Source organism: Gilliamella sp. A7, from assembly GCF_002142015.1.
In the GTDB taxonomy this organism is placed as follows: Bacteria; Pseudomonadota; Gammaproteobacteria; order Enterobacterales; family Orbaceae; genus Gilliamella; species Gilliamella apis_A.
In genome coordinates, this window is sequence record NZ_NASN01000010.1 from 1 (window position 1) to 21522 (window position 21522).

At 35.9% G+C, this 21522-nt stretch carries 20 protein-coding genes, 1 CRISPR repeat array and 1 riboswitch; of the genes, 6 read left to right on the forward strand and 14 right to left on the reverse strand.

Translation table 11 applies throughout. The annotated features are described in order from the left end of the window. The first annotated feature begins 161 nt into the window (after window positions 1–161). A CRISPR array of direct repeats spans window positions 162–549; the repeat unit is 28 nt; unit sequence TTTCTAAACTACCTACACGGCAGTGAAC. Between the two features lie 270 nt (window positions 550–819). The 7 genes from B6D18_RS12890 to B6D18_RS04300 form a co-directional block, all read right to left on the reverse strand. After that, on the reverse strand, window positions 820–948 hold the full coding sequence (locus B6D18_RS12890; RefSeq protein ID WP_256363480.1) for a hypothetical protein: 129 nt from the start codon (window positions 946–948) through the stop codon (window positions 820–822). Between the two features lie 659 nt (window positions 949–1607). Beyond that, window positions 1608–2891, reverse strand: coding sequence for an MFS transporter (locus B6D18_RS04275; protein ID WP_086363306.1), 1284 nt, complete (start codon window positions 2889–2891; stop codon window positions 1608–1610). A 201-nt stretch (window positions 2892–3092) separates the two neighbouring features. Then, a complete protein-coding gene (locus B6D18_RS04280) occupies window positions 3093–4325 on the reverse strand; it encodes an alanine--glyoxylate aminotransferase family protein (protein WP_086363307.1) in 1233 nt (410 codons plus the stop codon). A 57-nt stretch (window positions 4326–4382) separates the two neighbouring features. Beyond that, entirely contained in the window at window positions 4383–5306 is a 924-nt protein-coding gene (gene allS / locus B6D18_RS04285; RefSeq protein WP_086363308.1) for an HTH-type transcriptional activator AllS, read from the reverse strand. Between the two features lie 3 nt (window positions 5307–5309). Next, a complete protein-coding gene (locus B6D18_RS04290; RefSeq protein WP_086363309.1) occupies window positions 5310–6263 on the reverse strand; it encodes a DUF2877 domain-containing protein in 954 nt (317 codons plus the stop codon). A 3-nt stretch (window positions 6264–6266) separates the two neighbouring features. After that, window positions 6267–7526, reverse strand: a complete 1260-nt coding sequence (locus B6D18_RS04295) for a DUF1116 domain-containing protein (protein WP_086363310.1) — start codon at window positions 7524–7526, stop codon at window positions 6267–6269. An 11-nt stretch (window positions 7527–7537) separates the two neighbouring features. Continuing rightward, entirely contained in the window at window positions 7538–9205 is a 1668-nt protein-coding gene (locus B6D18_RS04300; RefSeq protein ID WP_086363311.1) for an acyl-CoA synthetase FdrA, read from the reverse strand. 413 nt (window positions 9206–9618) lie between these two features. On the opposite strand from B6D18_RS04300, the gene allC reads away from it, so the two are divergent. The 6 genes from allC (at window position 9619) to asnA (ending at window position 16638) form a co-directional block, all read left to right on the forward strand. Continuing rightward, on the forward strand, window positions 9619–10845 hold the full coding sequence (allC, locus tag B6D18_RS04305; RefSeq protein ID WP_086363312.1) for an allantoate deiminase: 1227 nt from the start codon (window positions 9619–9621) through the stop codon (window positions 10843–10845). Window positions 10846–10857: 12 nt separating this feature from the next. After that, window positions 10858–12102: an MFS transporter gene (locus B6D18_RS04310; RefSeq protein ID WP_086363313.1), complete on the forward strand. Its 1245-nt coding sequence runs from the start codon at window positions 10858–10860 to the stop codon at window positions 12100–12102. Window positions 12103–12253: 151 nt separating this feature from the next. Beyond that, on the forward strand, window positions 12254–13033 hold the full coding sequence (gene allE / locus B6D18_RS04315) for a (S)-ureidoglycine aminohydrolase (protein ID WP_086363314.1): 780 nt from the start codon (window positions 12254–12256) through the stop codon (window positions 13031–13033). Window positions 13034–13073: 40 nt separating this feature from the next. After that, window positions 13074–13976, forward strand: coding sequence for a carbamate kinase (locus B6D18_RS04320; protein ID WP_086363315.1), 903 nt, complete (start codon window positions 13074–13076; stop codon window positions 13974–13976). Window positions 13977–14027: 51 nt separating this feature from the next. Next, complete coding sequence (allD, locus tag B6D18_RS04325; RefSeq protein WP_086363316.1) at window positions 14028–15077, forward strand: ureidoglycolate dehydrogenase; 1050 nt, start codon at window positions 14028–14030, stop codon at window positions 15075–15077. 568 nt (window positions 15078–15645) lie between these two features. Beyond that, window positions 15646–16638 carry an aspartate--ammonia ligase gene (gene asnA, locus B6D18_RS04330; protein ID WP_086363317.1) on the forward strand — a complete coding sequence of 331 codons (993 nt, stop codon included), beginning with the start codon at window positions 15646–15648 and terminating at the stop codon, window positions 16636–16638. Between the two features lie 69 nt (window positions 16639–16707). On the opposite strand, the gene tenA is transcribed toward asnA, so the two are convergent. The 7 genes from tenA to B6D18_RS04360 form a co-directional block, all read right to left on the reverse strand. Further along, window positions 16708–17370, reverse strand: a complete 663-nt coding sequence (tenA, locus tag B6D18_RS04335) for a thiaminase II (RefSeq protein WP_086363318.1) — start codon at window positions 17368–17370, stop codon at window positions 16708–16710. A 51-nt stretch (window positions 17371–17421) separates the two neighbouring features. Beyond that, a riboswitch (TPP riboswitch) is annotated at window positions 17422–17511 on the reverse strand. Window positions 17512–17643: 132 nt separating this feature from the next. Next, window positions 17644–18024 (reverse strand): DUF1161 domain-containing protein, encoded by a 381-nt coding sequence (locus B6D18_RS04340; protein ID WP_086363319.1) that lies wholly within the window; start codon window positions 18022–18024, stop codon window positions 17644–17646. 137 nt (window positions 18025–18161) lie between these two features. Beyond that, window positions 18162–18392 carry a hypothetical protein gene (locus tag B6D18_RS04345; protein WP_086363320.1) on the reverse strand — a complete coding sequence of 77 codons (231 nt, stop codon included), beginning with the start codon at window positions 18390–18392 and terminating at the stop codon, window positions 18162–18164. A gap of 461 nt (window positions 18393–18853) precedes the next feature. After that, complete coding sequence (locus B6D18_RS04350) at window positions 18854–19117, reverse strand: SemiSWEET family transporter (RefSeq protein WP_034903376.1); 264 nt, start codon at window positions 19115–19117, stop codon at window positions 18854–18856. A 489-nt stretch (window positions 19118–19606) separates the two neighbouring features. Further along, window positions 19607–20089, reverse strand: coding sequence for a GNAT family N-acetyltransferase (locus tag B6D18_RS04355; protein WP_216818838.1), 483 nt, complete (start codon window positions 20087–20089; stop codon window positions 19607–19609). Beyond that, window positions 20082–20210, reverse strand: coding sequence for a hypothetical protein (locus B6D18_RS12895; protein ID WP_256363481.1), 129 nt, complete (start codon window positions 20208–20210; stop codon window positions 20082–20084). Before B6D18_RS12895 ends, B6D18_RS04355 begins: the two co-directional genes overlap by 8 nt. A gap of 57 nt (window positions 20211–20267) precedes the next feature. Further along, window positions 20268–21488, reverse strand: a complete 1221-nt coding sequence (locus tag B6D18_RS04360) for an MFS transporter (protein WP_086363322.1) — start codon at window positions 21486–21488, stop codon at window positions 20268–20270. Between the last annotated feature and the right edge of the window lie 34 nt (window positions 21489–21522).

The window sequence follows — 21522 nt, forward strand, 5'->3', positions numbered from 1 at the left end:
AGATATCGCATATTTTTTTGAAAGAATTTCCGATGATTCTCCTGATAAGAATTCATTAGCTATGATAATTTTTAAATCTCGACTATATTTTGACATAAAAAGACCCCCAGTAATTGGTTGTCCAACTATTGGGGGTCACTTCACTAAAGCTGTTTATTTGAATTTTTGGCTACCTACACGGCAGTGAACGGTAGGGCACTTATTGCCCTACGGCCCAGCATTTTCTAAACTACCTACACGGCAGTGAACCTTTTTTAACTAATTTACGTTTTTTTTGTGTGTTTCTAAACTACCTACACGGCAGTGAACAACAAGGTAATGCAATTATTGAAATTGTGAGTTTTCTAAACTACCTACACGGCAGTGAACCAATTAAATCTTTGATTAATGACGCGTGCATTTTTCTAAACTACCTACACGGCAGTGAACGGTATCACTAACCATCCACATACCAATCAAGTTTTCTAAACTACCTACACGGCAGTGAACTACTAGGTTTAATCTTGACAGTAATGCTTTGTTTTCTAAACTACCTACACGGCAGTGAACTAGAACACAACATACTATAAATGTAGTTGGCAAAAAGGCAAAGTCTATTTTTACCAGTAAAAACCCTTTTTTTGAACCACTTCTTAACACATTGATTTTTAATCGCTTTATTTTAAGTCAAAAAAAAGGGTTAGCAATAGGATATTTTTAAGCTTTAAAAAACCCCTCTCCTCAAATTTTTTGTTTTTTTAGTTTCGGACGTTTTGTTGTTTGGTGGATATTTCTCTACGGTGATTACGTCCGAGTCAAGAGGGTTTGCGCGAACCCTCTTTACCAACTCCCGCGGCGACCATGCAAGTGGTCACTACGTGACTGCCTTCCGCCATCGTTCGCTCTTAACGCATCGGCTGTATTTGTTCCTGACAAAACACAGCCTTGCCAAACATCCTTGTTTGCCACGCTAATCTCTCTCAGTTGTCAGCACATTTCTAGTGTCGCGAAATAAAGTACTCCAATCTAATTGGTAAGCAATAAGCCTTTATGTTTAGTGCGAGCTGGTTTTAGTTTGATAACCAATTTCAGTGAAATTGTGGCTAGATTTAGGCTTAAAAAACCCCGTTCCTCAAATTTTTTGGTTCGCTGAGTTTCGGACGTTTTTTTGTTTGATGGCTATTTTTATACGGCGATTACGTCCGAGTAAAGAAAGTTGGCGCGAACCCTCTTTACCAACTCTCGCGGCGACCACGCAAGTGGTCACTACGTGACTACCTTCCGCCTTCGTTCGCTGTTAACGCACCGGCGCTGTGATTTGTTCCTGACAAAACACAGCCTTGTCAAACATCCCTGTTTGCCATGCTAATCTCTCTCAGTTGTCAGCACATTGCTAGTGTCGCGAAATAAAGTACTCCAATCTAATTGGTAAACAATAAGCCTTTATGTTTAGTGCGAGTTGGTTTTAGTTTGATAACCAATTTCAGTGAAATTATGGCTAGATTTAGGCTTAAAAAACCCCTCTCCTCAACTTTTTTTAGAATAAACTATTTTCTCAATGTAAAAAAATACTCAAACTTAGTTTGAGTATTTTTATGATTTGTTAGATCGAAAATCTATTTCTATGCTTAAATATTCATTTTTTTGATGAAAAAAGTCAAAATTGCCGAACTAATTAGCGCTATTACCATAAATATAAATGCATGATTATAACCACCGTTAGCGTTATCGATTAAGAATCCAATGATAAATGGAGATAATACCCCTGCAACTTGACCACCAAAATTAACAATGCTTGAAGCTTTACCCATAATCACCGGAGGGATCATATGCATTAACATTCCCCAGAAGATCGCAAAAGCAATAAACATAAATAGTGCTGATAGACATTGGAAAATAATAGCCGCTTGCAGATTATCAACTTGGAACATAAAGAAGAGAAATATGCCAGATATAAAAGCAGTTAAACCATAAACATATTTTAGTTTGTGTTCAAATTTATCAGCAAAATATCCACCGACTAATGTGCCTAATGCACCAAATAGGAAAGGAATTGCCGCCAAAATCCCGGTTTTTGAAAGGGATAAACCTCTTGCTTCGAGTAAATAACTTGGTAACCACGTTGTGAAACCCCAAAATGTAATATCAAACAAAAACCAGATAAGCGATAACTTCCATAGTATTGGCATTTTCAACACGTTTATTAACGAAGATGAACTGTTATCTACTGCTGTATTATTGTTATCTTGGCTATTGCTAACTTCTAACTCTTGCAATTCATTAGCATCAATCAGACTATTTTCAGTCGGATTGTTGCGGATAAACTTATAAATAAGTAATCCTAGTACGAATCCAGGAATACTTAATATAATAAACACATCACGCCAACCCAACCATTCAATTATAGCGACAGCAACAATAACTGAAATTGCTGGCCCTAAAGTATTAACTGATGATTGAATTGCTGTTGCTCTGCCCCGTTCTTTAGCTGGAAAATAAGTTGCAATTGTTTTCCAAGATGATGCGGGGAAACATCCTTCACCGGCACCAAATAAAAATCGAGTCAATAACATCAGAGGTAATACATAAATTAATCCAGTAAACAGAGTAAACATTGACCACCACACAATGGCAAAAGCCATCACTTTACGAGGACCAAATTTATCTGATAAATACCCGCCCGGAATTTGAAACAACGCATAACCAACAAAGAAAGCACTGATAATCGAACCTTGTACTGTTTTGTCGATACCGAGATCTTGACCGATAAAAGGTAGCGATACATTCATTACCATCCGGTCAAGAAATGAGAGTAACCAACCTGACCATAAAAGTAATAGTATTGTATATCGTCCTTTCCATTTTTTTTGTTTATATCCAGAGTTAGAAATTTTATTGTGTAACTGATTCATTAAATTTCCTTTTGTTTAAATAGTGTTATCTTGATTAACTTGAAACAAAAGTTAATATTTGTAGCAATAGTAATCTATTGTTGATTTTTATCATTTAATCAATAGATTACTATTTATTAATTTAAATCAAATGCTCAATATCCAATGGATATAATTTATTTCACTTAAGTGAACTTTTTATAATTATCAAATGTCTACTACTTATTTATTGTAGACATTCCAAGCAGCTTCTAATCCAGCTCCTTGGGTTGTTTTAAAGCCAACACGATTTAATACTGCTTCAAACGCAGTAAGGGTTTGCATTACACAAGATTTTCTTGCATTGTATCCCATAGTACCGATACGCCATACATTACCTTTAAGTGGACCAAAAGAGGCGCCAATTTCAATACCAAAATCATTGAGCATTAAATTGCGAACTTCAAGATCATTAATATGATCAGGTCGTACAACACCAACAACATTATTCATCTTATGAGATAAATCACCAAATAAGTTCAGACCCATTGCTTGTAAACCAGCAACCATCGCTGCACCATTGATACGGTGACGCTCAATAACATTATCTAAACCTTCTTGTAACACGATTCGAGCACATTCTCGTGCAGCATAAAGCATTGATGTGGCTTCGGTGTGATGATTAATACGCTCAGATCCCCAGTAACGAATAATCATATCGATATCGAAATAGTTAGAATAGATCATCTCATCATTGCCACTGGTGTCATTATCAGATCTTATACCTAATTCAACACATTTACGTGCTTGGATGATTTCGACCATTTTCGGACTTAATGTGAGAGGAGCAACACCTGGAGGCCCACTTAAACATTTTTGTAAACTGACTGAAACACCATCAAGTTGCCATTTATCAACTTCAAGTGGGTTACCAACAATTGAAGCTGTAGCATCAACATAAGATAATACGCCATGTCGACGGCAAATTTCACCAATATTATCTAATGGTTGTAACAATGTTGTTGAAGTATCACCCTGAACACAAAGCAATAATTTTGGTTTAACTTTTTTAATCGCATCTTCGATAACATTAGGATCAAAAACTTCACCCCATGGCACTTCAATAGTATGAACATCTGCACGACAACGATGAGCAATTTCACATAGTAATAAACCAAAGCGACCAAACACGGGGATTAAGACTTTATCACCTGGTTTAATCGTTGATACTAATACTGCTTCAATACCAGCCCTTGCTGTTCCATCGATAACAAAAGTTTGTTCATTTTTGGTTTTGAAAATATCCCGATAAAGTGACATGGTTTGATTCATATAATCAGTCATAATCGGGTCAAATTGACCAATTAAAGGGGCAGCCATCGCTCTAGTTACACGAGGATCTGCATTAATTGGACCGGGACCCATTAATAGCCGTGAAGGCGGATTAATTTGATCATATTTATTTAGATCTAACATTATTTTTTCCTTTATTAATATCGAGTTAATTAGTTGATGATCACACTAATTGGTAATTCATCTTCTTTTATCTATATTTTTTAAAAAATTATTGGCAAGGGGATGATGAAATCTAAATAGATTTACAATTTCATTCATCACTTTACCCATATGCGTTTTTTTCCATGCTAAGGACAATGGCGATGGTTTACGTTCATTAATAACTCGGCAAGCAATCAATTCACCTGAATCCAAATAAGATTGACAGATTGATTTTGGCAAGAAACCGATCCCGAGTCCCCTTAAGTGGCAAGCCAACTTGGTTGAAATATTGGGAACAATAATCTCTGATTGACTCGGTAATAACCATGCCACTCGTTTATTCATATGAACAGATGTATCTTCAACATTAATTGCTGGGTATTTGCGTAATGTTTCATTCGATAACGCCCCCTCAATTTGAGAAATAGGATGATGTTTTGCAGCAACGAATACCCAACTAACTTCACCAAGTGGAAGTATATTTATCATAGTATCAAGCGATTCAGTACCTGTTGCACCGATGGCTAAATGGCATTCACCATGCAATAACGAGTCCCATACCCCCATATACACTTGTCGATTCACATTAAAATGGGTGAAAGGGAATTTTTCTTTCAGAAAAGCCAATAAATCGGCAACAGCTTCAACATCATACAATAAATTATTGATAGTAATGTTAATTTTACGTTCAACACCATCACGGATTTGTTGAAGCTCATCGGGCATAGTCGATAACCAAAGCAACCATTGGCTACACTGTTCATAAAGGTGTTGCCCTGCTAATGTAAGTGTCACGGTTCGAGTGGTTCGTTCAAAAAGTTGGGTATTGAGATCGGCTTCCAATGATTTAATGCGATAACTAATTGCGGCAGGTGTTTTGTAAAGTAGTTTTGCGGCTTTTGAAAAGCTATTACTTTCTACTACTTTGATAAAGGTTCGCATGGTTTCTGTATCTAACATGATTTAATCCCTTAAAACAAAACGATCAATACCTAACCATATACCAAGTAAAAGATCTGATCCAGAGGTGTGGCCATAATTCATTAAGTTTTTTATCGATGAATGATGATAGTTACCTTTTACAAATGAGTTAATGACTTGTAACACCAGCAACGAAAATTTGCCTTGTAATGCATAATTTAAGAAGGCAACACTAACAGTTGTAGTTAATAAATCTAATGATAATTTTGCAAAGGTTGTTTTAAATCGTTGCATTCGATCAACAAAACAAAGATCACTTGAGGTGACTGCTAAAATACCAACAATAATGTCATCAAAGCTTGGCGTTAAACCGGGACCTAAACCAATAAACGGCGAGATATCATCAACATTGCCATTCATTAAATTCATCATAATATTGCATAACTGATTTAATTGCTGTGGATAATGACCATTTACATTGTTGCTTAATTGGCCAAATAATCCAGTAGGATTGTGAATTTGCTTTAACTGATTAGCAACTTGCAATTTACTCATGTTATTTAGTGAATACTTTTTTGAATTAAGCTGGCAAATATGTGTATCAAAGGAAATGAGAAACATGCCGATTTGTAAGTCACCAGTCGACAATTGATAAAGTGATATCTTATTATTATCCAATAATAGCGACATAAGGAAATCAAAATCAGACGATTTAAACACTACACCCATTGGTGATAAACCACTGTTAAAGCGATGTAATGTAATTAATTGCTGATTAGCCGTGATTAAATTAATGGTATGTTGATAACAACTAAATAGCGATAATTCGCCCTCTTTTATCGGAATATCAGCACTAATTAGTAGTGGTTTGATGATATGCGATGATTGAGCTATAAATAGACCACGCTGTTGACAATAATCAACAACATTTGTACTTAACTGAGATCGGTTAATCGGTTTATTTAAGCATTCATCATCTGCATATATCAATTTCATAATCTACACTTCTAATTTTTCAGCTAATGCTTCGAGTGCTTTTTCAAAACATGCTAATGGTGCTCTTACCGTTCCTGCACCGATTTGGCCCACACCTGCTTGTTTATGAGCTATACCAGTATTAATTAATGGTGTAATACCTGTTTCGACCACCAAACGAAGATCTAAACCTAAACAACAGCCTTGGAAATTCCAAGTTGGAATTTGGAATAGCATATTATGTTCTAAATAAATTTCACTCATCTCTTCTGATACTTCATAAGCAACATCTGTGCCACCTGCACCAACAAAACGAGTTACGCCTGGTGCTGCAACCATGGCGGCTCCACCAATACCAAAAGTTTCAGTAATAGCACTATCACCAATATCTGGATTGGCGTCTTGTTGGGAATACCCAGTAAAGAAAAGACCTTGAGGGGTATTAACTGGTGCAGTAAACCACTGATCACCAAGTCCACTGACTTTAATTCCAAATTCTTTGCCATTACGAGTCATTGCAGTAACAATGGTACCTTCTTTGATTTGCGCTGCACTATCCATAATGGATTTACAAAATGCCATAGCAACATTTAAAAAGAACTGATCTGTCACACTTAAAAAGCTGAAGATTTTTTCCATTTCTGCTTTACTACGGTCAAGTAAAATTAATTTTGGTGAAAGCGTTCGTAACAACAATGCTGAAGCAGCAATATTACGTTGATGGAATTCATCACCCATGGTTATGGCTTGCGCCATAAGAGCCGTTAAATCGATACCATTATCAAATAGTTTTAATGCTTCATTTAATGCAGGCCCTAATGACTCTTTCATCCAACGATGACGGTCTAAAACTTCTTGTCCATAAGCACCAAAACGCATTACTTTACCAATGCCCTCATTTAAATTGCAGTAAGCTCGATTACCATGAGTAACATTTTCAACAACAATCATTGGCATATTGGCTGAGGTTATCCCCCCCATTGGACCAACGGCATTGACTGAGTGACATGGAATAAATTCTACTTGTCCAGATTCTAACAGATGCAAAGCTTGCTTTTCATCTTGTGCCCAACCCTCAAACAAGCATGCACCAATACAGGCACCTTGCATTGGTCCAGTCATATCATGCCAAACAATTGGAGGACCAGCATGTAATAATTTTTTACCTTGCGCCAATGTTGGTACGGCTTCTTTAGCAGCAATAACACCGACCCAATGTGGTCTAGCCGCTTTAATTCGTTCAATAATTTTTTGGTTTGCTTCATTTATTGCGGTACTTAACATATCAAAACCTCTTAATTTAATTTTTGCAAAATAGCCGCTAATCTTTTATTGCCGCCGGCTATTGGCGCCCATTGATAATGCACAACAGGAATATTCGATGCCTGAAGATCTTCAGCAAAACCTCTTAAACCAGCATTAATAACACTAATATGACTTAATAAAGGATAAGGTTTAACTAAATTGGCAGATTTATTTGTTGTAATGAGTTTTTTAGCTAGCAAGATAGCTTCCGGTAAATTATTCATCACAACAATATTTGCTGATTTTAATGCTTCAATTTGCTTACTACGGCACTGAGGATCTTGTTCAGAACCAGTCACAGTTGCGATAGCAATTAATGGATGATTATCATCACGTTTAGCGCAAGCTTTTTGATAACCAGAAATCACTGATTCGGCAGGATCAGCATTTGCACCATAACCGATTACTAAATCAATAAGTAATACACCAACATCAGGTTTATTGCCGAGTTGAGCGATTTCATCTTCGCGGATTGAAGGATCGATCATCGGATGAGGTTTACCTACTGTATAGAAATCATCACCTAAATCGATAATTTTATGGCCATTTTGCTCTAACATAACCCCTTTATCATGATGATGACTTGTTGTTAGATTCAGTTCCTCTGCCAATAACATCGCCGCTTCTGAGGCTAACGTTCCGCCAGTATACAATCCTGTAATAGTTTTGTTAGATAAATTAGGTAAATTACTTGCTATTGCTTCGACTGGGCTTAATAAACAGGCTAATCGAGCAGCTTCATCTAATGTTCTGGCAAAATAAATATTATCATCTTTAGGTTTATCAATTTTAGAGCCCAAAAATAGTGCTACTACAGGTTTATCAATTAACTTCATAGCCGAAATAACTTTTTCCCTGACACTTTCCGCAGGCGGTTTCGAGATAAAGGTAATAACTTGAGTTTCGGGATCAGCCGCTAACATTTTTAAGGCTGTGAGTGCACTAATTCCCCCAACTTCTAGAGATAAATCACGTCCTCCAAGACCAATAGCTTGGGTAATTCCCTGATTTAATAAAGCGATTTGCGAAACCACCTCTTGAATACCGGTGCCAGATGCACCAATTACCCCAATGTTTCCTTTTGGAATAACATTGGAAAACGCCAATGGCGCACCAGCAATAAATGCAGTTCCACAATCAGGTCCCATGACAATTAAATCTTTTTCAGCTGCTTTTGTTTTTAAACGGATTTCATCTTCAATTGATACATTATCAGAAAAGATCATAACGTTTTTATTATCATCTAAAGCGCGATCGGCTAACTCGGCAGCATATTCACCCGCTATCGAGATTAAAACCAAATTGGCATCAGATAATTTTTTTGTCGCACTGGCTAGGCGTCTGGCTTTGAGCTGCTTTGCGCCACCTTGCTGAGCTTGAGCTATATTTTTTAAGGCATCTTCAAGTTGTTGACTGATTAACTCGACAACATCGGCAGAATCGTCGTTGGTTTTAATCGCCACACAAATATCATTTGGTGTAGCATCATTAAAATGATCACTCCAAAAACCAGTTGCGGTTAATAAAGACTTATTGGCAGGAGTACCCATCATGACAGATACTTCATCAACCTCATCAAGATTACTGAGTTTTTTTGATATCAACATCAAACTGACGGAATCTTGAAAGCTTCCTTTTTTTATAAAAGATTGAATCATGAAAACAGGCCTCTCAAATATGATAAATGCTGTTAATTTTGAACCTCATTAAGCTCATTATAAAAATTTAACAATGAGATTGTATTTATATATTACGGAAAAAATCAGTAATAAGCAGTTTATACATCACAAAACAATTACAATAACAAAAATATAATATTATTTAAAATCAGTATCATAAAAGATTATTAAAAAATTTTTTATAATAGTAACTAATTAATTTAATTAAATTTCACAAACATAAAAAAGCTAGTTTGATCACATTATTATTTGCTATTAATAGTATGGTAAACAAATATAAAAAAACGTTTAAAATGCTCCTGAGTATCGAAACAATACGATATGTGTAGTTAATATTAATCATGATTGATGTTAATAATGGATGGCGAGTTTTAAAAAATAGGTAAATATTAATGAATATTTTATATGATGATGTTGCTGATGAAGTTAAATGGATATCCAGTTTTGGTGGTTTAGAACAAGGTGGCACAACACGATTACTTTATACTACTGAGTGGCTGGCTGCCCAAAATGCGCTTAAAGAAAAACTTACGCAAATCGGCATGGATACCTATTTTGATGATGTAGGGAACTTATATGGTCGATTTGAAGGTAGCAAATATAAAGAACAGGTGATTATGTCTGGTTCCCATGTTGATACGGTCGTAAATGGCGGAAAGCTTGACGGACAATTAGGTATTATTGCTGCTATGCTTGCTATGAAATATTTAAAAGAAAACTATGGCCAACCATTACGCAGTTTAGAACTAATCTCAATGGCCGAAGAAGAAGGCAGCCGTTTTCCTTATGTCTTTTGGGGAAGTAAAAACGTCTTTGCCATAGCGAACAATGACGATGTAGCCACAATTCGAGATAATAATGGAATCAAGTTTGTTGATGCTATGAGCAGCTGTGGTTTTAAATTTAACAGCCAAAAAGCACGAACTGATATCAAAGCCTTTTTAGAACTTCATATCGAACAAGGTGGTGTGCTTGAAAGAGAACAAAAAAGCATTGGTGTTGTCACCAGCATCGTAGGCCAACGCCGTTATAATGTTCGCCTAGTTGGTGAAGCCAATCATGCAGGCACCACACCAATGAGTTACCGTAAAGATGCTATCTATGCCTTTAGCCGAATTTGCCACGAATCAATCAATAAAGCGATCAAAATAGGCGATCCATTAGTATTAACCTTTGGTCATGTTGATCCAAAACCCAATGTGGTTAATGTGGTGCCTGGTGAAGTGATGTTTACGATAGACTGTCGTCATACTGATCAAGCTGAACTCAAAAAATTCACTGAAGAATTGGAATCCGATATGCTCGGTATCGCTAAACAACTCGGTCTTGAGATCGAAATAAATCGTTGGATGGATGAAGCGCCAATCCCAATGGATGATCAATTAATCAAGATGTTGAAAGACATCTGTCAACAAGAAAACCTTAGCTATCGTGTTATGCACAGTGGTGCTGGTCACGACTCACAGATTTTTGCACCACGAGTACCTACTGCCATGTTATTTGTTCCAAGTATCAAAGGTATAAGCCACAATCCAGCAGAAGATACTAAAACTGAAGACTTAGTCGAAGGCATAAAAGCATTAACCTATGCACTTTACCAATTGGCTTATCAAGAATAATAAGGAAGTAAAATGACAACAGTAGAAACAAAAGGCGGCATTCAGTACTGGCATAAAATTGTTGCTTTACTATTCCTTGGTTGGTTAGTAATGTGGATATATCGCCCTGTTTTAGCTGCGCTTTTTCCGGAAATTCAACAAACTGTAGGTCCACAATCAAATACTGAACTAGGTTTAATTGCTAGTTGTTACTTTTTTTCTTATACCCTGATGCAAATCCCAGCAGGGATCTTAGTCGATAAATATGGTAAAAAAGCCGTGGTTATTCCAGGCTTTATTTTGTTCACTATTGCAGCGGTAATAATTGGTAATGCTCATTCGATGATGATGATTTATATCGGTAGCTTACTGGCTGGTTTAGGTTGTGGTTCTTATTATGGTTCTGCATGGTCACTATCAGCAGAAAATATTCCTGCTGAACATCGTAGCTTTGCCTCGGCAATTATCAATACTGGTGCAGCATTAGGTATGGGGATTTGTTTACTATCCACCAGCTTTTTAGTTAAATCATTAGATATGCCATGGCAATATATGCTCTTCATTATTGCAGCATTAACTCTCGCTTTAATAGCTGGATTTGCCATAATTATTAAAGAGCCATCGATTAAAACTGTTATCGCACACAACAAACAGCAAAAACATAAAACCGTAACCGAAACGACAACAAAACAAAAACATAGCTTTTTTACAAGCCCAATGGTTGCTTGTTATATCATGTATTTTGCCACTTGTTATGGCTATTATATGGTAGTAAGTTGGTTACCCAACTTTCTTGAAACTGAACGGGGTTTTTCTGGCGGTAGTGTTGGTTCAGCATCCTCGTTGGTTGCCTTTGCTGCTATTCCTGGTGCATTAGTTATCAGCAAAATTTCTGATAAGTTTAGATCTAAACGACTGATGTTTATTATCGTATTAGAGCTGCTTTCAGCGGTAACACTGTTAATGGCGGTCGAATCAGCTACCATCACATTGTTGCTAATCGGCTTAATCTTATATGGATTGTTTGGCAAATTTGTAGTTGAACCGATTTTAATTTCTCATGTTGCTGACATTGCCCCTAAAAACAGTTATGGCACCGCATTTGGTGTATTTAACTTTTTTGGTATGAGTTCATCCGTTATTGCACCACCGTTGACAGGCTTACTAGCGGATATAACCGGTACCAAAATTACTGGTTTTTACGTTGCTATAGCAATATTAATCATTGCAACGGCGTTATTCTTTTTAATTAATTTGCGTAAACATATAACTTACTGATTGCGCAAAATGTCGACTATTTATCGATCTATAGCCCGAGTAAATGGTCGACCAATTAAAAATTAGTACACCAAGTTATGCTTTTAGGTTCACACTCGTTGCACCTAAAAACCATAGCAGACCGAACATTATATGTTCCAAGGAGATCATTATGGGATATATCAATAATAATACCGGTTACCCAAAAGACCTATTAGCATCACGCGCAGTTATCAAACGTCAAAACTTCGCTTTAATTCCTCCAGATGGTTTAGTTAAAAATATTATTCCCGGTTTTGAAAATTGTGACATAACCATATTAGCTACCCCTAAATTAGGCGCTTCGTTTGTTGATTATCTGGTTACCATGTATCAAGATGGTCACAACTTACAAGGATTTGGTGATGATGGTATTGAGGTATTTGCTTATGTGATTGAAGGTGAAGTCATGGTTAAAGCAAATGACCAATCATATGATCTCCATGCTGGCGGATATATCTATTCCCCTGCTGGCATTAAGCTTTACTTACAAAATTTAGCTTCTTCATCACGTTTATTTTTATATAAGCGTCGCTACAATCCTATTTTAGGTTACCAAACACGAATTATTGTCAATCATGTTGATCAATTAGAACGGGTTAATTATGAAAATATGAGTAACGTATTTATTCAAGACCTACTGCCTAAAGAGCTCTGTTTTGATATGAACTTTCACATTCTGACTTTTTTACCCGGTGCCAGCCATGGGTATATTGAGACTCATGTACAAGAACATGGCGCCTACCTACTTAGCGGTGAAGGAATGTATCTACTTGATAATCAATGGATTCCAGTAAAAAAGGATGATTATATCTTTATGGGTGCTTATGCATTGCAAGCTTGTTATGCGGTAGGCCAACAACCTTTGAGTTATATCTATTCCAAAGATTGTCATCGCGATGTAAATATCTAAACAATAAACTATATTAGCTAAATATCTCAAAGGATACCATATGGAACTGATAGTTATTGCACTAGGTGGTAATGCAATTTCAAAACGAAACGAATTACTTTCTATTGATAACCAATATCAAAATATCAACAGCACCACCAAATTTATTGCAAAATTAGCCAATAAATATCGACTGGTAATTGTCCATGGCAATGGACCTCAAGTAGGATTACTTGCCTTACAAAATGCTAGTTATCCAAGCGTGCCAGCCTATCCTCTCGATGTCCTAGTTGCACAAACCCAAGGCATGTTAGGTTATATGATACAACGCAGCTTACAACAATATGAAAATATCAACCAAGTCGCCTGCGTATTAACCCAAGTTGAGGTCGACAATAACGATCCGTCATTTAAAGATCCAACCAAATATATTGGTCCTGTATATAAACCAGAAGAACAACAGAATCTACAAAATCAATATGGTTGGCAATTCAAGCAAGATGGTAAATATGTTCGTCGAGTTGTGGCATCGCCAAAACCGAAAAAAATAATTGAGCTTGATACGATAAAAGAATTGCTAAGCCAAAATACTATCGTTATCTGTAACGGCGGTGGTGGTATACCTGTAGTTAAAGATAATGCTGGTTATAAAGGTATTGAAGCTGTCATTGACAAAGATCATAGTGCCGCACAGCTCGCTATTGAATTAAAAGCTGACCATCTAATGATATTAACCGATACAGATGCAGTGTATGAAAATTGGGGTACGCCACAACAAACCGCTTTAGGTAAAGTCGATACCAAACGTATACAACCCATGGCTATTGATGATGGCGCCATGGGACCCAAAATAAAATCAGTGATTGAATTTGTTGAGCAAACAGGTAACACCGCTTATATCGGTAATTTAACCGATATTGAATCGCTATTAGCAAAAACCAAAGGTACCATTATCAGCCAATAGCACCTATAAAACTGAGCAGTAACGGATAGATAGCTTGGACAGGAGTTTAATATGAGATTAGACAGACAAACACTACATAACTTGATTGCCAAAAAGTTACATAAAGCTGGATTAACTCAAGAGCATGCCGATATCGCCGCTGATACACTGGCATTTGCCGATGCCAGAGGTATTCACTCGCACGGCGCCGTACGAGTTGAATATTACGCTGAACGGATTGCCAAAGGTGGCATGACTCCTTATCCTAATGTCACCTATAAGGAGACAGGCCCATCGTCAGCAATCTTAGATTTTGATAATGGTTGTGGATTAGTTGCTGCAAAGGTCGGTATGGATAAAGCGATAGCATTGGCGAAGAAAAATGGTGTTGCAGTAGTAGGGATTCGTCGAATGTCACACAGTGGTTCACTGTGCTATTTTACCGAGATGGCTGCCAAACAAAACTTAGTCGCCATATCCATGTGCCAATCTGATCCAATGGCTGTCCCATATGGCGGCGCTGAAGAATTTTTTGGTACCAATCCTATTGCATTTGCTGCTCCCACCAATGACGAGCGAATTGTCTCATTCGATATGGCGACCACTGTTCAAGCTTGGGGAAAAGTATTATATGCTAGATCCAAAGGTGCCCAAATTCCAGCTACATGGGCGGTTGATGAATTCGGTGAGCCGACTACTGATCCATATAAAGTAAATGCACTATTACCGATTGCCGGTGCTAAAGGTTATGGATTAATGATGATGGTTGACGTACTTTCTGGCATATTGCTTGGCTTACCATTTGGTAAAAATGTTTCATCCATGTATGCAGATTTATCCAAAGGCCGTGACCTTGGTCATCTGCATATTGTTATCAATCCTGAATATTTTATTGGCCTTGATATATTTAAACAAAGTATGTCTGCTATGCTTGACCAACTAAAACAAACTAAACCAGCCAAAGGTAATAGTGAAGTCTTCTTCCCAGGAGAACGAAGCAGAAAACGTGAAGCCGATTATCAAATAAATGGTATAGAAATTGTCGATGATATTTATAACTATTTAATTAGCGATGATATTCACTATAATCGATATGATCATAAAAATAAATTTGCGGAATAGTATCGAGGTTTAAAAACCCCTCTCCTCAAATTTTTTTATTCGCTGAGTTTCGGACGTTTTGTTGTTTGGTGGATATTTTTAAATGGCGATTACGTCCGAGCAAAGCGGGTTTACGCGAACCCTCTTTACCAACTCCCGCGGCGACCACGCAAGTGGTCACTAGGAGACTGCCTTCCGCCTTCGTTCGTTCTTAACGCAGCGGCTGTGATTTGTTCCTGACAAAACACAGCCTTGCCAAACTTCCTTGTTTGCCATGCTAATTTCACTCAGTTATCAGCACGTTGCTAAGGTCGCTAAATAAAACACACCAAACTGATTGGCAAACAATAAACTTTTATATTTAGTGTGAGCTGATTTAATAACTAAAAGGTCCTGACACTAATTATCAGCAATAGATAAAAGATAATTAGTTTGTAAAAACATCATAAATAGTTATTAGTAAAAATATATTTTAGAAGTAATTGAGATAGTTTTTGATCTTTAGTTTAAGCCAGTTAACTAAACTTGCATATTTCTGCTTTCTAGTTTAATTTAACAACACAAAATTTTTTATATTTCGAGACTAAACATGACAATATCATTTAAAGAGCAGCAACAACGAATCAATTTTGTTAAACAATTTTTTGCCGAGCAATTAGCAAATAATCTATCATTAATTGAAGTTCAAGCACCAATATTGAGTCAAATTGGTGATGGCGTTCAAGATAATTTGTCAGGTACCGAAAAAGCCGTTCAAGTTAATATTAAAAGTATTCCTAATGCACAATTCGAAGTTGTTCATTCACTAGCTAAATGGAAACGTAAAACGTTAAGTCAGCACAATTTTCCTGTTGGTGAAGGCATTTATACAAATATGAAAGCTCTGCGCCCAGATGAAGATAAACTTTCGCCTATTCACTCTGTTTATGTTGATCAATGGGATTGGGAAAAAGTGATTCGTCCCGAAGATCGCAATTTAGCTTATTTAAAACAAACGGTTGAAAAAATTTATAGTGCAATTAAAGCGACTGAAAAAGCAGTCTCTGAAAAATATCATTTATCACGTTTTTTACCCGAAACAATTACCTTTATGGATAGTGAACAACTGTTAAAACGTTATCCAAATTTATCACCGAAAGAGCGTGAAAATGCAATTACCAAAGAGTTAGGCGCCGTATTTTTAATTGGTATTGGTGGTGAATTATCAAATAACGAAAAACATGATGTACGTGCTCCTGATTATGATGATTGGAGTAGTGATAATGAAATGGGTTCAAAAGGCTTAAATGGTGACATTTTAGTTTGGAATCCTGTTTTAAATAGTGGTTTTGAAATCTCATCAATGGGAATCCGTGTCGATCCGGAAACCTTAAAACGGCAATTAAAACTGACTAATAATGAAGATCGCCTACAATATGCGTGGCATAAAGCATTAGCTAATGGCGATTTTTTACAAACAATTGGTGGTGGAATTGGCCAATCACGATTAACCATGTTACTTTTACAGCAACAACATATTGGCCAAGTACAAGCAAGTGTTTGGGACGATGCCACCAAACAAGATTATTCAAAACTACTTTAATTTAAACATTGTTTAAATATAGTTCAAATTCAGCATACTTTACCCATAGTGGTAAAGTATGTTTGTTATTTAAAAGCTTTTATCTAATCCCATTTGCCAGAAACCAATTTCAAGTTTAGTTGCTTGCCTGAATAATTTTTTTAAATGTTCAATGCGACTAGCATCTAAATTTACTAAGCGCTGATCAATCCACTCAATTTCATTTTGCATTGTTTGTTGGAATTCCTTACTAGCATACATGTTAACCCAACTGTTATATCTATTGTTGTTAGCATCATACCAATGTTGTTTGGTTAGCCAATCAGCAATCATACCGTAACCAATTAAACAAGGCGCTAATACAATATGCAAATCTAATGTATCTCCATGTAATCCGACATCCAACACATAACCCGTATATTCACTATTTGCTTTGGCTTCAGTTAATAGGTTAAGTTCGTTCTCAGTTATTTTCCACTTTTTACAATATTCAATATGTAAGTCTAGTTCAACTTCAACAATTGCTTTCAAGCTATTTAAAGATTGTTTGATTTCAGCCAGATCATGACTTTTATACACTGCTAATCCCCATGCTCGGGAAAAATTGATAAGAAAAAGATAATCTTGTTTTAAATAGTGTTGAAAGCAGGCAATATCCAATGTTCCTTTACCTAATTGTTGAATAAACTCATGTTGAATATAGTTATCCCAATCACTTTGGCATGATTCAATAAGTGAATAAAATGACGGCATGATGAATCCTTTTTATAAAAATTAGTTATTAAGGAGTACAACAGACTTTCAGAAAAGCGTGTTTTATACTCCCTTCGTCGGTACTAACCGAATCAGGTTCAACGGGTATAATCTCAGCCTAAGGCACCCCGGATAAATACAGATCAATAATAGCTCAGAAAAATAAATAACAATTTTTGTAAAAATAATAATTTATTAACCGTTACTATTTATTCAAATGTTCTTCATTAATTAACCGATTGATCTTCTATAACTATAACGAATAATCAATAATTATTCTTTCTTAGAGTCTATTTGCTGATTATCTTCTGAAGATGGCGCTACTATTTCTTGTTGAGAAGATTTCTCTAATTCAGCTTTTTCGGCTTGCTGATTAGAAATTGAAGACTCTTGTTGTTTTGCTTCAGCTGTTACCGAATTATCTTGTGAACGAACATATCCTATCTTTTGTTGACCACGATCACACGATCCGACAATTTTACCTGCAACGCCTTGCTCAGCTTGCTCTGATAGAACTAAATTTAATTGAAAACTATTTTCATCAATACCATTGTTTTTGATTTTCTCAGCAATACTGGCACTAATTTCTTCACAATTGGAAGCTGCGACAATCATTGGAATACCTAACAAAAAAGCCATGACTGTCTTTCTCATACCCTTTCCTATAGATTCTAAATGATAAGTCTCACTGTATTGTAAAACAATTGATAAAACTGTCTATAACGTTATAAACATTACGATAAATAAATTTTATCAATTTATTAAAGAAGTTAGCACAAGATTTTAACCAATTAATCTTGCTTATGTTGACTTTCAAGTACTTTCAATTTATCTAAAACCCAACAACGAATATCGGCTAATTCAGCTTCAGACAATCGATTAACAAAATCTCTTTTTTCATGAAGTTGTTTACGATCTTCTTCAGTTAAAACAACCCCTTTTAAATTTAATAATACTTCTTTACGGTACATAGAATAGATAAAATCTTTTATCAAATCGTCAGAAAGATTAATGTTAGTCATTTTGATTTCCTCATTTTATATTTTTAACGCTCATACGATTAAGTCGACATTTAAATTAATAACATCACCACTCAATATAAAAGAGTATTAAAAGATAAACTCTATTTAATAAACAGCCGGATCTCCAATATAATCGAATCGCAAATAGATGACAATGATTGAATCAAATAACACAAACTAAAACTTTTTCATTTATTCAAAACGAACTTGTGAATTATTCACTTAATTATTTGATAAGTATTTAACAAACCTGTTGATAACTCTATAACAAATTGATATTTAAAGATTTAACCACAAGGTTAAAATTTAATCTGTAATAGAAAGACCTATTTTTGAAAATAAACACTCTATATTTGTCAACAGAAATCATCTAACAATTTGATGAAATTTTGATAAAAAAATACAGCATAAGGTTTAAATTATGCTGTATTGAAATAATACAAAAAAGTATAACAATATATTTACAATGCCGTAAAAAACGCAATTAAACCAAACAAAACACCAGGGGAATTAGCTATAGCAATCGGCCAATCTTTTTTAGGTTGTAATAATCCATAACAAACCCATAATGAACAGTTAATTGCTGCTGCTAATGGTTGAGTTGGATTGGTTTTAAAACCATGAAGATTGTCGATAATTTGTGGGATATATGACACATACATGCCTAATGATGCAATCGTTGCAACGACGCCTAAATAATGGAAAGCTTTAGGGGAAAGATTCAAGATCAACCTACCTGCTTAAATGTGAATGGAGGAATTAATCTATCATAGATAATCAGCGAGTTAAACCTTGTGCTACCTAGCTTTTAGACAATTTTATGTAAATAAAATGACAAAAAATAGCTGGCAAAATCAGTAATCTTTTGAAAATAAAAAATAAAAGATTTGCTTTGCCAAATTCGATTGCTGAATTTTTTGCTTTTATATTACCGTTAAACTTAACAAGCAGTGTACAAAGAATTGATTACGACATTAGCAGTGCTGAAAACTGAGTGAGGTTAGCATGATAAACATGGATGTTTGACAAGGTTGTATTTTGTCAGGAACAAATAACAGTAAAGCATGAAATTTGCGTCTAAAACAGGGAAATGGCGATAAATAGTCACTTATTTAGGGGGATTTAGGTCTAAATATAAGCCCAAATGCCTCAAAAAAGCGCGGTTAGGAATTTAGTTTAAGTGAAGCTTTACCATACAAAGATCTCAATAAAAATCAAAGTGTTTTATACATATGGTAATTTATCAGTATCTGATTTTTTCTGTATATTTTGTTAGCCCGCTTTATTATAAAACCCCATTTTTGGAAAATTGGCATGGCCACTTTTGAAGCATCTACACTTAATTGTGAAAAATTTTTCTGGTGGGCTAAGTCAAGCACATGGTCATAGAGTTTTCTAGCTACGCCACGCTTTTGAAAGTCAGGATGCACATAAAAACAGTCTATGTAACCATCATCTTTAAGTTCAATAAATCCCACAAGGCGTGAGCCAAAGATAGCCAGCCAAGGCTGAGTGTTATCTAAACGTTTTAGCCACATCTGATAATCTGGTGGTGTTGGGCACCATGCTTCTTGCTCTGCTTTGCTATAAATATCGGTATCAATAGCATGAATAGTCGAATGAAACAAATCGCATATTTCAGTAGCATAGAGTGAAGAGTATGGTTTTACTTCGATTTTAGATGCAGAATTACCCAACGAGTTTCCTATTTTCATTATGATTTGCTCCAACAACTTCATTATCGCCAACATTGACAAGGCTGGCTGTAGTTGGTAAAGAGGGGGCGCGCCAACCCTCTTTACGCGAACGTAACGCCATACAGAACTAGCCATAAAATAATAAAATGTCCGAAACTAAAACAACCAAGCTGGTTAGTTATGAAAGACGCGTTTGTTTGGTCTCTTTGCCAAGCAATAATATTGCTAAGATAGCAACCAGAATTGATAAACTAAATAGCGCAAATATCATGCTTACACCAACTTGGTTAGCCATTAAGAATCCAACCATTAATGGACCTAATATGCCACCAATTCGACCAATAGATGCAGCCATACCGGCACCGGTAGCACGAATATTGGTGCTATATTGTTCTGGTGTATAAGCATACATTGCTCCCCATGCCCCTAAATTGAAAAATGATAATAACGCTCCACTAATAAGTAATTGGTTAATTGAGTCAGCAATACCAAATAAATAAGCACTGATTAAAGTACCCAATAAATATGCTATTAATACCCATTTACGCCCTACTCGTTCAATCAACCACGCAACTGTGAAATAGCCGGGTAATTGGGCTAAGGTCATCATGAGAATATAACCAAAGCTTTTTACCATATCAAAGCCTTTAAGCATCAATACGCTTGGTAACCATAAGAACATGCCATAGTATGAAAATACTACACAAAACCATACTATCCATAACATTATCGTTTGACGTCGGAATGAGTTTGATAATAGTGATTGTATTTTTTTGATAACTGGCTCTGTTTGAGCATGGCTATTTTGATGTTGATACGATTGTGAGTCCGGTAAATTAAAGCGTAAGTAAAGCGCGTAAAAAGCCGGTATTGCACATAATATCATTGCGCCACGCCAACCAACTGCAGGCAGAGGAATTAGAAAATAAGCAATTAGCGCAGCTAAAATCCAACCTACAGCCCAAAAGCTTTCAAGTAATACCACAATGCGCCCACGTACTTCAGGCTCAACACTTTCACTAACTAGCGTCGATGCAACAGGTAATTCACCACCTAGCCCCATACCAATGAAGAATCGTAAAACGAATAAACTACCTAATCCCCAAGCAAAAGCACTTAAGCCACTGGCAATACTAAACATTAATAAAGTGAATAGAAAAGCTGATTTGCGACCTTTTTTATCAGCATAAATACCAAATAAAAAGGCACCAACAGCCATACCAATTGAATTAACACTGCCAATCCAACCAAGTTGTGATGGTGTTAATCCCCAATCTTGCTTTAAAGCAGCTAATATAAAAGATAATAATCCAACATCCATGGCATCAAAAAGCCAACCAGTGCCAGCAATAAGCAATAATTTATTGGTTGATAATAATGCGGTTTTAGAACTTTCCATAATCAATAATTTAACGCAGATTTTAGTATGTGTG

Bases quoted from the DNA above. Each gene is read 5' to 3' on its own strand.
- B6D18_RS04300 (WP_086363311.1), bottom strand. From the start codon at position 9,205: ATGATTCAATCTTTTATAAAAAAAGGAAGCTTTCAAGATTCCGTCAGT.
- B6D18_RS04295 (WP_086363310.1), bottom strand. From the start codon at position 7,526: ATGTTAAGTACCGCAATAAATGAAGCAAACCAAAAAATTATTGAACGA.
- B6D18_RS04280 (WP_086363307.1), bottom strand. From the start codon at position 4,325: ATGTTAGATCTAAATAAATATGATCAAATTAATCCGCCTTCACGGCTA.
- allD (WP_086363316.1), top strand. From the start codon at position 14,028: ATGAGATTAGACAGACAAACACTACATAACTTGATTGCCAAAAAGTTA.
- allS (WP_086363308.1), bottom strand. From the start codon at position 5,306: ATGTTAGATACAGAAACCATGCGAACCTTTATCAAAGTAGTAGAAAGT.
- B6D18_RS12895 (WP_256363481.1), bottom strand. From the start codon at position 20,210: ATGGCGTTACGTTCGCGTAAAGAGGGTTGGCGCGCCCCCTCTTTACCA.
- asnA (WP_086363317.1), top strand. From the start codon at position 15,646: ATGACAATATCATTTAAAGAGCAGCAACAACGAATCAATTTTGTTAAA.
- B6D18_RS04290 (WP_086363309.1), bottom strand. From the start codon at position 6,263: ATGAAATTGATATATGCAGATGATGAATGCTTAAATAAACCGATTAAC.
- B6D18_RS04360 (WP_086363322.1), bottom strand. From the start codon at position 21,488: ATGGAAAGTTCTAAAACCGCATTATTATCAACCAATAAATTATTGCTT.
- tenA (WP_086363318.1), bottom strand. From the start codon at position 17,370: ATGCCGTCATTTTATTCACTTATTGAATCATGCCAAAGTGATTGGGAT.
- B6D18_RS04310 (WP_086363313.1), top strand. From the start codon at position 10,858: ATGACAACAGTAGAAACAAAAGGCGGCATTCAGTACTGGCATAAAATT.
- B6D18_RS04340 (WP_086363319.1), bottom strand. From the start codon at position 18,024: ATGAGAAAGACAGTCATGGCTTTTTTGTTAGGTATTCCAATGATTGTC.
- allC (WP_086363312.1), top strand. From the start codon at position 9,619: ATGAATATTTTATATGATGATGTTGCTGATGAAGTTAAATGGATATCC.
- B6D18_RS04320 (WP_086363315.1), top strand. From the start codon at position 13,074: ATGGAACTGATAGTTATTGCACTAGGTGGTAATGCAATTTCAAAACGA.
- B6D18_RS04345 (WP_086363320.1), bottom strand. From the start codon at position 18,392: ATGACTAACATTAATCTTTCTGACGATTTGATAAAAGATTTTATCTAT.
- B6D18_RS04275 (WP_086363306.1), bottom strand. From the start codon at position 2,891: ATGAATCAGTTACACAATAAAATTTCTAACTCTGGATATAAACAAAAA.
- allE (WP_086363314.1), top strand. From the start codon at position 12,254: ATGGGATATATCAATAATAATACCGGTTACCCAAAAGACCTATTAGCA.